Source organism: Catellatospora vulcania, from assembly GCF_009720385.1.
Classification (GTDB): Bacteria; Actinomycetota; Actinomycetes; order Mycobacteriales; family Micromonosporaceae; genus Catellatospora; species Catellatospora vulcania.
Genome location: NZ_ML769302.1, coordinates 305962 through 318965 on the forward strand (window position 1 = coordinate 305962; position 13004 = coordinate 318965).

The 13004-nt window shown below is 71.1% G+C and carries 10 protein-coding genes, 3 tRNA genes and 1 pseudogene; 13 read left to right on the forward strand and 1 reads right to left on the reverse strand.

What is annotated here, in order from left to right; all coding sequences use genetic code 11:
- Positions 1 to 29: 29 nt before the first annotated feature.
- Positions 30 to 1019, forward strand: a complete 990-nt coding sequence (locus tag F6W97_RS05675) for a response regulator transcription factor (protein ID WP_155369071.1) — start codon at positions 30 to 32, stop codon at positions 1017 to 1019.
- A 96-nt stretch (positions 1020 to 1115) separates the two neighbouring features.
- Positions 1116 to 1319, forward strand: coding sequence for a hypothetical protein (locus F6W97_RS05680; protein ID WP_155369072.1), 204 nt, complete (start codon positions 1116 to 1118; stop codon positions 1317 to 1319).
- A gap of 75 nt (positions 1320 to 1394) precedes the next feature.
- On the opposite strand, the gene F6W97_RS05685 is transcribed toward F6W97_RS05680, so the two are convergent.
- Positions 1395 to 1940 carry a hypothetical protein gene (locus F6W97_RS05685; RefSeq protein WP_155369073.1) on the reverse strand — a complete coding sequence of 182 codons (546 nt, stop codon included), beginning with the start codon at positions 1938 to 1940 and terminating at the stop codon, positions 1395 to 1397.
- Between the two features lie 347 nt (positions 1941 to 2287).
- Here F6W97_RS05685 and F6W97_RS05690 point away from each other — a divergent pair, with 347 nt between their 5' ends.
- The 11 genes and pseudogenes from F6W97_RS05690 (at position 2288) to F6W97_RS05740 (ending at position 12875) form a co-directional block, all read left to right on the forward strand.
- On the forward strand, positions 2288 to 5029 hold the full coding sequence (locus tag F6W97_RS05690) for a cellulose binding domain-containing protein (protein ID WP_155369074.1): 2742 nt from the start codon (positions 2288 to 2290) through the stop codon (positions 5027 to 5029).
- 72 nt (positions 5030 to 5101) lie between these two features.
- Positions 5102 to 7375 (forward strand): WD40/YVTN/BNR-like repeat-containing protein, encoded by a 2274-nt coding sequence (locus tag F6W97_RS05695; RefSeq protein ID WP_155369075.1) that lies wholly within the window; start codon positions 5102 to 5104, stop codon positions 7373 to 7375.
- A gap of 169 nt (positions 7376 to 7544) precedes the next feature.
- Complete coding sequence (gene crtI / locus F6W97_RS05700; RefSeq protein WP_155369076.1) at positions 7545 to 8972, forward strand: phytoene desaturase family protein; 1428 nt, start codon at positions 7545 to 7547, stop codon at positions 8970 to 8972.
- The gene (gene idi / locus F6W97_RS05705) at positions 8969 to 9520 is read left to right on the forward strand and encodes an isopentenyl-diphosphate Delta-isomerase (RefSeq protein ID WP_155369077.1); all 552 of its coding nucleotides are present in this window, start codon (positions 8969 to 8971) and stop codon (positions 9518 to 9520) included. Before crtI ends, idi begins: the two co-directional genes overlap by 4 nt.
- An 86-nt stretch (positions 9521 to 9606) precedes the next feature.
- Positions 9607 to 10428 (forward strand): polysaccharide deacetylase family protein, encoded by an 822-nt coding sequence (locus tag F6W97_RS05710; protein WP_155369078.1) that lies wholly within the window; start codon positions 9607 to 9609, stop codon positions 10426 to 10428.
- Positions 10429 to 10557: 129 nt separating this feature from the next.
- Positions 10558 to 10630 (forward strand) — tRNA-Glu (locus F6W97_RS05715).
- 56 nt (positions 10631 to 10686) lie between these two features.
- A tRNA-Asp gene (locus F6W97_RS05720) sits at positions 10687 to 10763 on the forward strand.
- 27 nt (positions 10764 to 10790) lie between these two features.
- A tRNA-Phe gene (locus tag F6W97_RS05725) sits at positions 10791 to 10867 on the forward strand.
- Positions 10868 to 11173: 306 nt separating this feature from the next.
- Positions 11174 to 11314, forward strand: a pseudogene (locus tag F6W97_RS05730) (IS256 family transposase); the annotation flags it as partial.
- 72 nt (positions 11315 to 11386) lie between these two features.
- Complete coding sequence (locus F6W97_RS05735) at positions 11387 to 11710, forward strand: hypothetical protein (RefSeq protein ID WP_155369079.1); 324 nt, start codon at positions 11387 to 11389, stop codon at positions 11708 to 11710.
- A 199-nt stretch (positions 11711 to 11909) separates the two neighbouring features.
- Complete coding sequence (locus F6W97_RS05740; RefSeq protein WP_155369080.1) at positions 11910 to 12875, forward strand: hypothetical protein; 966 nt, start codon at positions 11910 to 11912, stop codon at positions 12873 to 12875.
- The last annotated feature ends 129 nt before the right edge of the window (positions 12876 to 13004 follow it).

The window sequence follows — 13004 nt, forward strand, 5'->3', positions numbered from 1 at the left end:
CCCGTGACGTTGGTACGTATGGTGAACCGATGACGCCGGTGCCGATGGTGGGACGCGCGGCCGAGCTGGCTGAGCTCGTCCGGCGGTGGTCGCACGTCCGCGGCGGCGGGCCGACCCCGGCGGCGGTGGTGTCGATCACAGGAGCTGCCGGAATCGGCAAGTCACGGCTGGTCACGAGCGCGCTCGCGGCGCTCGCGCCGTCTCCCGCAGTGGTGCTGTACGGCGTGGCGCGGCTGCACACGCCGGCCCCGTACGACTGGCTGGCCGCCGTGCTCAGCGGTCGGGACACCCATGACCTGCCGGTGCCCGCCGACGGCCTGGCCTGGCTGGCGCAGGACCCGCACGCGCCCCAGGAGCGTTATGCGCCCGGCGCGCTGCTGCGGCTCGCGGTGCGCACGGTGCGGGCGCTGGTCGGCACCGGGCCGGCCGTGCTGGTGGTGGAGGATCTGCACGCGCTGGACCCGGCCAGCCTCAATCTCGTCGGCGAGCTGGCCGCCGCGCCGGACCTGCCGGCGCTGCTGCTGGTGACCAGCCGCCCGCCGGACGCCGCGGACTCGCCGGAGCTGGTGGCGCGGACCCTGGCCCGGCTGTCCGGCGCGCCGGGTGCGATCCGCCAGCACCTGGGCCCGCTGGGGCCGTCCGACGTCGCGGAGATCGTCACGCAGGTGCACGGCACGATCCCCGAGCACCTGGCCGGGGCGGTCTGCGAGCGGACCGGCGGCAACCCGTACTGGCTGGTGGAACTGCTCGCGGCGACGGCCGGGCGGGGGCCGCAGGCGCTGCTCGACGAGCCGCTGCCGGGCCACCTGCGGCCGGCCGCCGCACCGGAGGCGGCCGAGCTGACCGCGCGCGAGCAGGAGGTGCTGAGCTGCCTGGCGGCCGGCATGTCCAACAAGCAGATGGCCCGCACCCTGGACATCTCCATCCGCACGGTCGCGGTGCACGTGTCCAACCTGCTGCGCAAGACGGGTTCGGCGTCGCGGACCGAGGCGGCGCTGTGGGCGGTGCGCCGGGGCTGAGCTGCCGGCTGGACACGAGACGTCCGGGTTACGCGATTTGCACCATTCTCTTCGCTAAGCTGACGACGCGCCCGTGCCGTCTAGCCAGGGGGACCAGTGCAGCTCACGTTCATCCGCAAGACAGTGCTGTCCGGTGACACCAACTGCCCGTCGCTGTACCGCACCGACCGGGACACCTTCGTCGTCCAGGGGTGGCGGGTCACCGACCCGGAGGCCCTGGGCCAGCTCGACATCCCGGCCCACGAGACCGTCGTCGAGGTTCCCTCCGACGTGCTCGCCGAGATAGCCCGCCACCTCTGAGAAACTCGTCCGAACGTTAAGAAGGGCACCTTCCATAACGCGGAGCGTTAAGAAGGTGCCCTTCCTTTGGTCGGGTCAGTCTTCGAGTTCCTCGACGAGGTCTTCGTCGGCGCGGCGGCGGCGACGGCGGCGGAGCGAGGGCATCGCCATCACGAAGCCGACTTCGCGGCGGCGGCGGTAGTAGTGGCGGCGGCGCGGGCCGGCGATGGCGTACACGATCGACGTGATGACGCCGAAGACCACGTAGACGCCGAGGATGACGATGCCGCCGGCGTCCTTGATGCCGAAGACGCCGCCGTCGCCGAACAGCGGCAGGATCAGCATGGCCAGCACCAGCCAGGTGATCATGCCCCAGACCAGGCCGACACCGACCGCGGGGATGATCTGGCCGCGGATGAACTTGCCCACGAACGCGCCGAACAGGCCGCCGGCCGCGCCCGCGACCATCAGCACCATGACCCATGCGGTCGAGGCCTCGACCTCGCCGACGAGCTGGGCATACGGCTTGATGTGGCTGGTGATCTGCAGCGCGAGGGCCAGGAACAGGCCGCCGGCGACACCGCCGACCACGCCGGCGCCGGTGCGGCTGACCAGGTTCACCTGAGGGGTGTATTCACTCATGATCGAGCTCCGGAGAGGTTGAGGGATCGCGGGCAGACCTTACAACGCCCGGGCAAGCCGCACCTAACCATTGTCTCCTATGTGATCTGAGCCCGACCGACTCCCCGACGGCCGTAGATCGGGCACATCGGACGGTAGTTCGTTGGCACATCAAACTATTGACATGCCTGTGACGGGCGTGTGAACCTCTCCACGGGACCGGTGCGCGCAACCGAGGGCAGTCCCGCGCCACGCATTCGCACGTTCTGTCGCCGTTGCCGGCACAGGCGGTGCGGCGGTGAACACTGCCCCGGGCCCGCCCCGCTACCTGTGCGTCAGCGGCACCGTCCCCCACTGGAGTGCCACAGATGCAACCCCGTGCCCGAAGAACCCGCACCCTCGCCGGGACCCTCGCCGCCACGCTGACCGCGGGCGCGCTGGCGGTCGTCACCCAGCTGGCCGGGGGCACCCCGGCCGCGGCGGCCGCGTCCGAGCCGTATACCTGGAAGAACGTCCGTATCGACGGCGGCGGGTTCGTGCCCGGCATCGTCTTCAACCCGACCGAGCAGAACCTGATCTACGCCCGCACCGACATCGGCGGCGCGTACCGCTGGAACCAGTCCACGAGCAGCTGGATCCCGCTGCTGGACTTCGCCGGCTGGGACCACTGGAACTACAACGGCGTGCTCAGCATCGCCACCGACCCGGTGCAGACCAGCAAGGTGTACGCCGCGGTCGGCATGTACCTCAATAGCTGGGACCCGAACAACGGCGCCATCCTGCGCTCCTCCGACAAGGGCGCGACCTGGGCCGCCACCACGCTGCCGTTCAAGGTCGGCGGCAACATGCCCGGCCGCGGCATGGGCGAGCGCCTGGCCATCGACCCGAACCGCAACAGCACCCTCTACTTCGGCGCGGAGGCCGGCAACGGCCTGTGGCGCAGCACCGACTCGGGCGTGACCTGGGCGAAGGTCACCAACTTCCCGAACGCCGGCAACTACGTGCAGGACCCGGCCGACACCAACAACTACCTGAACTTCAGCCAGGGCATCGGCTGGGTGGCGTTCGACAAGTCCACCGGCACCGCGGGCAACACCACGCAGACGATCTACGTGGGCGTCGCGGACCTGCAGAACACCGTGTACCGCAGCCTCAACGGCGGCACCAGCTGGGAGCGCGTCGCGGGCCAGCCCACCGGCTACCTGGCGCACCAGGGTGAGATCGCGGGCGGCTACCTCTACATCACCACCAGCGACAAGGGCGGCCCGTACGACGGCGGCCACGGCGACGTGTGGAAGATGCAGCTGTCCACCGGCGCCTGGACCCAGATCAGCCCGGTCCCGTCCAGCGACACGAACAACAACTATTTCGGGTACTCGGGCCTGTCGGTCGACAAGCAGAACCCGAACACGCTGATGGTCACCGGCTACAGCTCCTGGTACCCGGACACCTTCATCTGGCGCAGCACCGACGGCGGCGCGACCTGGCGGCAGTTCTACGACTACGCCTGGCCGAACCGGACCAACCGCTACACCCTCAACATCTCCGGCGTGCCGTGGCTGGACTTCAACGAGCAGAAGTCGGCGCCCGAGCAGTCGCCGAAGCTGGGCTGGATGACCGAGGCGCTGGAGATCGACCCGTTCAACGCCAACCGCATGCTGTTCGGCACCGGTGCGACGATCTACGGCACCACCAACCTCACCGCGCTGGACACCGGCGGCACGGTCGCGCTGAGCCCGTTCATCAAGGGCCTGGAGGAGACCGCGGTGCTGGACCTGATCAGCCCGCCCACCGGCACCTCGCCGCTGATCTCGGGAGTCGGCGACATCGGCGGCTTCCGGCACACCAGCCTGGACGTGGTCCCGGACATGTTCGACATGCCGTACTTCGGCAGCACGAACAGCCTCGACTACGCCGAGCTGAACCCGAGCTACGTGGTCCGGGTCGGCAAGGGCGCGCGCACCGCCAACGGGCAGACCAACATCGGCGTCTCGTCCGACGGCGGCGCGAACTGGTGGTCCGGCAGCTCGCCGAGCGGCGCGCAGGGCGGCACCGTCGCGCTGAACGCCAACGGCACCCGCGTGGTCTGGAGCACCGAGGCCAACGGCGTCTTCTACGCCACAAGCTTCGGCGGCGGCTTCAGCCAGAGCAGCGGCGTGCCCGCCACGGCGAAGGTCGAGTCCGACCGGGTCAACCCGAACAAGTTCTACGCCCTGTACAACGGCACGTTCTACGTGAGCACCAACGGCGGGCAGAGCTTCACCAGCACCGCCACCGGGCTGGGCGCGACCGGCAACTTCAAGGCGATGCCGGGCGTGGAGGGCGAGCTGTGGCTGGCCGGGGAGACCGGCGTGTACCGGTCGACGAACTCCGGGACGTCGTTCACCAAGTTCGCGGCGTCGGCCAGCGGGGTCGGCATCGGCTTCGGCAAGGCCGCCCCGGGGCGCACCAACATGGCGGTCTACACCATGGCCACCATCGACGGCGTACGCGGCGTGTACCGCTCCAACGACGTCGGGGCCACCTGGGTCCGCATCAACGACGCGGCGCACCAGTACGGCAACGCCGGCGACGCGATCACCGGCGACCCGCGCACCTACGGCCGCGTCTACCTGGGCACCAACGGCCGCGGCATCATCTACGGCGACGCCACGGTTACCCCGTCGAGCCCGCCCGCGAGCCCGTCGGCGTCGACCTCCGCGTCGCCGTCGCCGTCCTCGTCGGCCTCGCCCAGCCCGTCGCCGAGCGCGTCCGCCTCGCCGTCGCCGTCGCCGTCGCCCAGCCCGTCCGGGCCGGGTGGCAAGGCGTGCACGGCGACGTACAAGGTGCTCAACTCGTGGCCCGGCGGGTTCACCGGCGAGCTGAAGGTGACCAGCACCGGCACGGTCGCCACGACCGGCTGGCGGGTCAACTTCACCTTCACCGCCGGACAGGTGATCTCGCAGATGTGGGGCGGCGTCAAGACCCAGACCGGGTCCGCGGTGCAGGCCGTCAACGAGGGCTACAACGGGGCGCTCGCGCCCGCCGCCAGCACGACGGCGGGCTTCAACGCCTCCTGGAACAACAGCTCCAACCCGATCCCGTCGCCGGTGACCTGCACCGCGCTGTGATCGCCCCCTGAGAACCGAGGCGTCCCTCCCACAGCGGGAGGGACGCCTCGCTTGTGCGTGGAGAGGAAGCAGATGAACGAGGCACGGATCTCCCGGCGCGGCCTGCTGGGCGCGGCGGGCGCCGTCGGCGCGGCTGCCGGGGCCGCCATGCTCGGCGCTCCGGCGCTGGCCGGCGGCCAGAGCTACCGCTGGGACAACGTCGAGATCGTCGGGGGCGGCTTCGTCCCCGGGATCGTGTTCAACCAGTCCGAACCCGGCCTGGTGTACGCCCGCACCGACATCGGCGGCGCATACCGCTGGCAGCCGTCCACGAACCGGTGGGTGCCGCTGCTGGACTGGGTGGGCTGGGAGAAGTGGGGCTGGTCGGGGGTGGCCAGCCTGGCCACCGACGCCCGCGACCCGGACCGGGTGTACGCCGCCGTCGGGACCTACACCAACGACTGGGACCCGAACAACGGGGCGATCCTGCGCTCGCGCGACCGGGGCCGCACCTGGAAGGTCACCGAGCTGCCGTTCAAGCTCGGCGGCAACATGCCCGGCCGGGGCATGGGCGAGCGGCTGGCGATCGACCCGAACCGCAACGACACCCTGTACCTGGGCACGCCCAGCGGACACGGGCTGTGGCGCAGCGCTGACCACGGCGAGCACTGGGCACAGGTCACCGCGTTCCCGAACCCGGGCACCTACCGCGCCGACCCGAACGACACCAGCGGCTACTCCAACGACCTGCAGGGCGTGGTCTGGATCGTGTTCGACCCGCGCACCGGCGGCCGCAGGCGGCGCACCCAGACGATCTACGTAGGCGTGGCAGACAAGGACAACCCGCTCTACCGGTCCACCGACGGCGGCGAGAGCTGGGCCGCCGTGCCGGGCGCGCCGACCGGGCACGTGCCGCACAAGGGCGTGCTCGACCACGTGGGCGGGTTCCTCTACCTGGCCACCAGTGACACCGGTGGGCCGTACGACGGCGGTTCGGGCAAGGTCTGGAAGCTCGACACCGCGACCGACACCTGGACCGACGTCACCCCGGAGAACGGCGGCTGGGGCTACTCCGGCCTGACCGTCGACCGGCAGCGGCCGGGCACGCTGCTGGTGGCCACGCAGATCGCCTGGTGGCCGGACGTGGTGTTCTTCCGCAGCACCGACGGCGGCGCGACCTGGACCCGGTCCTGGGACTGGGGCGACTGGCCGAACCGGGTCAAGCGCTACGACCTCGACATCACCGACGCCCCGTGGCTGACCTGGAACGCGACTCCGGCCCTGCCGGAGGAGGCGCCGAAGCTGGGCTGGATGACGGAGTCCCTGGAGATCGACCCGTTCGACTCGGACCGGCTGCTCTACGGCACCGGCGCGACGATCTACGCGACGGACAACCTCACCGACTGGGACACCGGCGGCACGGTGCACATCGAGGTGCGCGCCCGGGGCCTGGAGGAGACGGCGGTGCTCGACCTCGTCAGCCCGCCGGTGGGCGCGCACCTGATCTCGGCGCTCGGGGACGTGGGCGGCTTCGTGCACCACGACTTCGCCAACCCGGGCCTGATGTTCGCCGACCCGACCCACGGCAGCACCACCGGCCTGGACTTCGCCGCGCTCGTGCCGGGCACGGTGGTGCGGGTGGGCAACCCGACGGGCGGGGAGCGCTTCGGCATCTCGTACGACGGCGGGGCGACCTGGACTCCCGGGGCGTCGCAGCCGGAGGGCATCTCGGGCGGCGGCCGGGTCGCGGTGAACGCGGACGGCACGCACGTGCTCTGGTCGCCCGACGGCGCCGCGGTGTTCCACTCGGCCGACGGCGGCGCGACCTGGACGCCCAGCTCGGGTGTGCCGGCCGGGGCGCGGGTGGAGTCCGACCGGGTCGACCCGGCCCGGCTGTACGCCTTCGCCGCCGGGACCTTCTACGTCAGCACCGACCGCGGGGCCACGTTCACGGCCGCGGCGACCGGCCTGCCGGCCGAGGGCGACGTGCGCTTCCAGGCGGTGCCCGGGGTCGCCGGGGACGTCTGGCTGGCGGGCGGCAAGACCGGCGGGGCGTACGGGATGTGGCGCTCCACCGACGGCGGCAGCACGTTCACGCAGCTCGCGGTCGTGGACGAGGCCGACAACGTGGGCTTCGGCAAGGCCGCTGCGCGCCGCTCCTACCCGGCGGTCTACACCAGCGCCAAGGTCCGCGGGGTCCGCGGCATCTTCCGCTCCGACGACGGCGGACGCCACTGGACCCGGCTGAACGACGACCGCCACCAGTGGGCGTGGACCGGGGCGGTCGTCATCGGCGACCCCCGGGTGCACGGCCGGGTCTACGTGGGCACCAACGGTCGCGGCATCATCGTCGGCGAACCGCGCTGACCTGCATGAATACCTCGCCACCGTACGCGGATCGCCGGCCGTCGTGGCCGGTATCGCATCGATCCGCGTGCGGTGGCGGGCCTTTTCCGACTTGTCAGATATCGGGCAAACGGCACACATCGCCAGCTGTTTGGCGTGTCAGTCCGGCCGAACGTGCCACCATGATTTCGTGCGAAGCGTAATGGGGCCGACAAATCATGTGATTGTCGTCGGCGCAGGACTGGGCGGGCTCTCCTGCGCGCTGCACCTCGTCGGGGCAGGCCGCGAGGTGACCGTCATCGAGCGTTCCGGCAACCCCGGCGGCCAGGTCGGCGTGCTGGAACTCGACGGGCACCGGTTCGACACCGGCCCCACGATGATCACCGCTCCGGACCTGCTGGCCGAACCGCTGGCCGCGGTCGGCGAGCACCTGCACGACTGGATCGAGCTGATCCGGCTCGACCCGGCCTACCGCGCCCACTTCCCCGACGGCACCACGCTGGACGTGCACGCCGACACGGACCGGATGGTGGCGGCCATCGCGAAGCTGTGCGGCGGCAAGGAGGCCGCGGGCTACCTGCGCTTCCTGCGCTGGGCCCGGCGGCTGCAGCAGTTCGAGCGCCGCGACCCGTCCGGCCACTGGCGCACCCTGGCCACCGAGGGGGCCCGGCGGCGGCTCACCGAGTTCTTCGACGACCCGCGCACCCAGCGGCTGTTCTCGTTCCGCAACCTGTTCACCGGCCGCGACCACCAGTCCGCGTCCTACCTGGACACGGTCACCGAGGTCTGGTACCCGCGCGGCGGCATGAACGCGGTGCCCCGGGCGCTGGCGGCGGCCGCCGAGAAGCACGGCGTGAACTTCCGCTACCACACCCAGGTCACCTCGGTGGAGACCCGGGCCGGGCGGGCCGTGGCGGTGCACACCGCCGACGGCGAACGCCTCACCGCCGACACCATCGTGCTCAACCCCGACCTGCCCGCGGCGTACGGCCTGCTGCCCGGCCTGCCCCCGGCCCGGCTGCGCCGGCTCACCCCGTCGCCGTCCTGCGTGGTGCTGCACCTGGGCACCCGCGACGACCGGGGCGGCTACCAGCGCATCGCCCACCACAACCTGCACTTCGGCCGCTCCTGGCGGCAGACCTTCGACGAGGTGGTCAACCGCGGCGAGCTGATGAGCGACCCGTCGATCCTGGTCACCAACCCGAGCCGGACCGACCCGACGGCAGCCCCCGCGGGACGCCAGACCTACCAGGTGGTCGCGCCCGTGCCGAACCTGCGGACCGCCCCGGTGCGCTGGGACGGGCCGGTGGGCCGCCGGTACGCCGGGGAGCTGATGGCGACGCTGGAGGCCCGGGGCTATCTCGACATCGGCGCGGATCTCGCGCTGTCCTATGTGGTGACCCCCGACGACTGGGCCCGCCAGGGCATGACCCACGGCACCCCGTTCGCCAGCGCGCACACGCTGCGGCAGACCGGCCCCCTGCGACCGGGTAACCTTCATCCAACCCTGAGTAACGTCGTCTTCACCGGGTCCGGCACCCGGCCCGGCGTCGGCGTGCCCATGGTGCTGATCTCGGGCCGAGCCGCGGCCCGCCGAGTGGTCGGAGCGCGCGCATGAGGTCTCGGGAAGAGGATCTGGTCGAGCTGGTCGACGAGAACGGCGCGCCCTGCGGCAAGGCCACCGTCGCCCACGCGCACACCAGCCCCGGCATCCGGCACCGCGCCTTCTCGGTGCACCTGCTCGACGCGCAGGGCCGGCTGCTGCTCCAGCAGCGGGCCGCGGTGAAGACCCGGTTCGCGCTGCGCTGGGCCAACGCGACCTGCGGCCACCCCGGCCCCGGCGAGGACCTGGTCACCGCCGCCTCCCGCCGCCTGGCCGAGGAGATCGGCGTACGCGGCGTCGCGCTCACCGAGATCGGGGTGTACGCCTACCGCGCCGTCGACCCGTCGACCGACCGCGTCGAGGACGAGTACGACCACGTGCTGCTCGGCATCCTGGGCCCCGGTGCGGAGCTCCCGCGCCCCGACCCGACCGAGGTGGCCGCACTGCGCTGGGTCCACCCCGCCGACCTGCTCGGCTGGCTGGACGAGCGGCCCGACGACTTCGCCCCCTGGCTCGCCGGGGTCACCGCGGTGGCGGTCCCCGCGCTCGGTGAGGTGTCCTGAACCTGTTCTGCCGCACCGTTTCGCCACGAGCCTGACTGTGGCACCCTGAGGTCTCCACGGGGGTGGACCGACCTGGGGGAGCGGCGATGACGCTGCGGCGCGCCCACGGCCTCGTCGCCGTGGTGACCGGTTTCACACTCTTGCTGGCGGCAGGCTGCGGCGGCAAATCACCGACGGCCACCGCGTCGGCATCCCCATCGGCCTCGCCCTCAGCCTCCCCTAGCCCGTCGCCGAGTCCCAGCCCGAGTCCGAGCCCGTCGCTCGGCCCCACGCCGAGCAAGACGCCGACCACACGGCCCACCACCGAGAAGTCGTACGTCCTGCAGCGCACCAGCGGCTCGTCCGGCGTCGCGCTGACCTTCGACGACGGGCCGCACCCCACCTGGACCCCACGAGTGCTCGACGCGCTGCGCGCCAGGGGCGTCAAAGCGACCTTCTGCCTGGTCGGCACCCAGGTCAAGGGACACCCGGCCCTGGTCCGGCGGATCGTGGCCGAGGGCCACACCCTGTGCAACCACAGCTGGAACCACGAGTTCAAGCTCGGCACCTGGTCCGACGCCAAGATCAGCTCGAATCTGCGGGCCACCAACAACGCGATCCACGAAGCCGTGCCCGGCGTACCGATCCGCTATTTCCGGCACCCCGGCGGAAACTGGACAGCAGCCGCCGTACGGGTCGCCCGGGGCCTGGGCATGAGCCCCCTGCACTGGTCCGTCGACCCGCAGGACTGGCGCCGCCCCGGCGCCTCCGCCATCTCCGCCCGGGTCCTCAAGAACACCCGGGCCGGGGGCGTGGTGCTGCTCCACGACGCCGGCGGAGACCGCTCCCAGACCCTGGCCGCACTGCCCGGCATCATCTCCGGCCTGCGCACGAAGTACCGCCTGATCCGGCTGCCCGACACGTTCTGACCCCGATTTGGCGCAACGGCCGCTGGTCACATATGCTTTCCGAGCCTCCGGCGGGGCCGGATGGGAGCAACAGCCACCATTGAAGGCAGCTGCAAGCTTTGAGCAGCTGTGTGCGATGATGGTTCGGCCGCCCTCATCGTCTAGCGGCCTAGGACGCCGCCCTTTCAAGGCGGTAGCACGGGTTCGAATCCCGTTGGGGGCACGAACCGGGACCTGATAAGGTCTCCCGGTAGCAAGGAAGAGCAAGTGCAAGTGCAAGGTCCTGTGGAGCAGTTGGAGTGCTCGCCGCCCTGTCAAGGCGGAGGTCGCGGGTTCAAGTCCCGTCAGGACCGCCAAATGATCGGCCACCCCCGGGTGGTTTCGGCCAGGTAGCTCAGTTGGTACGAGCGTCCGACTGAAAATCGGAAGGTCGGCGGTTCGACCCCGCCCCTGGCCACCAAAGCTCTTCGCCGGGCTTTGTAGCCCCGACCTGCGCCTGAGAAATCGGGCCGCGGCTCGGGGCTTTTTCGTATCCGGGTCCAGCCGCCACGTTCGAGTGGCCGTGATGCACCGCACTCTCCCCTGGATCGCCGGGCTGATCGCACGTGGAGCGCACGCAAGATCAGCAACTGAGCTATGCCTGTTTGCCACCTGCTCACCCGTTCGGCGCTTCTGGCGATCTCAGGCGGGTCCACGGTCCGTCACTCAACTTAAACTCGCCTCCATGACACTGGCTGCCATCACCCAGGAAGCGGGCCTTGCGGCGGTGCTGCGCGACTGTCACCGCCGCGGCAAGCGCGCTCCGGTGCTGGCGGTCAGTGACGGCGCGCCGGGGTTCTGGGCCGCGCTGCGGGAGGTGTCTCCCAAGACCCGTGAGCAGCGCGGCTGGATCCGCAAGACCGACAACGCCCCGGTCCCCGCCGGCGCGACCTTCCACAACGGCCGGCTGATCGAACGCATCGACATGGCGGCCTAACCGATGGTCGTCCACGACACCTACGGCACGCGTACCCACACCCCCGCCGACCTGGCCCGGATCATCGCCGACCACCTCGACCTGACCTTGGTCGAACGCGACAGCTACTACCGCGGTAGCTACTTCCTCGCCGACGCCCCGCCCTACGAGCTCGAAGTTCAGCCCAACGCGATCCCCGGGGACGACGACGAGAACGACCTCTACGACCCCGACCACCCCGAGGCTCGCACGCTCCTGCTCGTAACCGGACCGCACCGGGACACGACGCTGGACGCCGCGCTCAGCTCCGTCGACGCGCTCGTCCTACTCACCCGCGAGCCGAGTTGAAGGTCCACTGATCCATCGGCGGTTCGACCCCCGCCCCTGGCTGCCAAAGGCTTTGTAGCCCCGACCTGCGCCTGCAAAATCGGGCCGCGGCTCGGGGGCTTTCCATGTCCGGATGTGGCGTATCTGCCCGACCGGTCGGGCACGGTCCGGCCGGATGATCGGCTCCCGTGCCGGGCCGCCGGCCCTAGGCTGCCCACCCATGGGGTTGTTCAGCAAGCTGAAGCAGGGCAGGTCGCCTGCCGCGTCCGAACCGACCATCACGATCGACCCGTTCTTCCATGACGACGGCGCGGCCCGGCTGAGCCAGGCGCTGCTCGCCCGGGACTGGCCGACCGCCCGAGACCTGCTGATCGGGGCCGAAGACAGTGACACGCTGTCGCTCTACGTGGAGATCGCCGCGGATACGCCCGGAGTCCAGGAATGGATCGAGGGGCCGATCCGCGACGAACCGCGCACGGTGTGGCCGCTGCTGGTACGCGGCGCGCACGCCGTGCACTGGGCGTGGGAGGCGCGCGGCGGCGGGACGGCCGACACGGTCTCCCGGGATGCCTGGAAGGTCTGGTTCAAGCGGCTCGTCATCGCCGAGGACTGCCTGGACGAGGTCGTGTCGATCGATCCCGGCTGCGTCGAGGCCTGGCACTACCTGATCACGCTGAGCCGGGCGCGGCAGCTGCCGTCGGAGGAGCGCTGGCGGCGTTTCGAAGGACTGGTGGCTGCCGACCGGCACCACCTGTTCGGACACGAGCAGATGCTGCACGGGCTGATGGCCAAGTGGAGCGGCAGCGACGAGAAGATGTTCGACTTCGCCCGGACCCGCGCGGCGGCCAACCCCGGCACGCTCATCCCGGTCCTCGTCTCCATGGCCCACCTCGAGTACGCCAGGCGCCACCACTCCGACAACCTGCGGGACTACTTCGACCGCGACGAGGTGGGCGAGGAGCTCGTGGCGGCCGCCTACGCGTCCGTGTGGCACGACGATCGCAGTGCGACGCTGCTGGAGCCGGTCGCCTGGAACCATTTCGCGATGACCCTGACCCTCGCCGACCACCTGGAGGCGGCCCGGCCGCTGTACGAGGCCATCGGGGAGGACTGGTTGCGCCCCGGCCCGTGGAACTCCACGGAGCGGTTCCTCCGGCTGCGCAAGTACGCCCACCAAGAGGACTGACCCGAAACGCCCCGCGGCCACAATCCGCGCTCCGGGCCGGCTCGCGGCTCGCGGCTCGCGGCGATGATCACTGTTCCGGGTCGGAATCTGCGGTTCAACCACGGGTTCTGACCGCAACAGCGATCATCG

Coding starts and splice junctions, on each gene's coding strand:
- F6W97_RS05675 (WP_155369071.1), top strand. CDS start 30: ATGACGCCGGTGCCGATGGTGGGACGCGCGGCCGAGCTGGCTGAGCTC.
- F6W97_RS05685 (WP_155369073.1), bottom strand. CDS start 1,940: ATGAGTGAATACACCCCTCAGGTGAACCTGGTCAGCCGCACCGGCGCC.
- F6W97_RS05690 (WP_155369074.1), top strand. CDS start 2,288: ATGCAACCCCGTGCCCGAAGAACCCGCACCCTCGCCGGGACCCTCGCC.
- F6W97_RS05695 (WP_155369075.1), top strand. CDS start 5,102: ATGAACGAGGCACGGATCTCCCGGCGCGGCCTGCTGGGCGCGGCGGGC.
- idi (WP_155369077.1), top strand. CDS start 8,969: ATGAGGTCTCGGGAAGAGGATCTGGTCGAGCTGGTCGACGAGAACGGC.
- F6W97_RS05710 (WP_155369078.1), top strand. CDS start 9,607: ATGACGCTGCGGCGCGCCCACGGCCTCGTCGCCGTGGTGACCGGTTTC.
- F6W97_RS05735 (WP_155369079.1), top strand. CDS start 11,387: ATGGTCGTCCACGACACCTACGGCACGCGTACCCACACCCCCGCCGAC.
- F6W97_RS05740 (WP_155369080.1), top strand. CDS start 11,910: ATGGGGTTGTTCAGCAAGCTGAAGCAGGGCAGGTCGCCTGCCGCGTCC.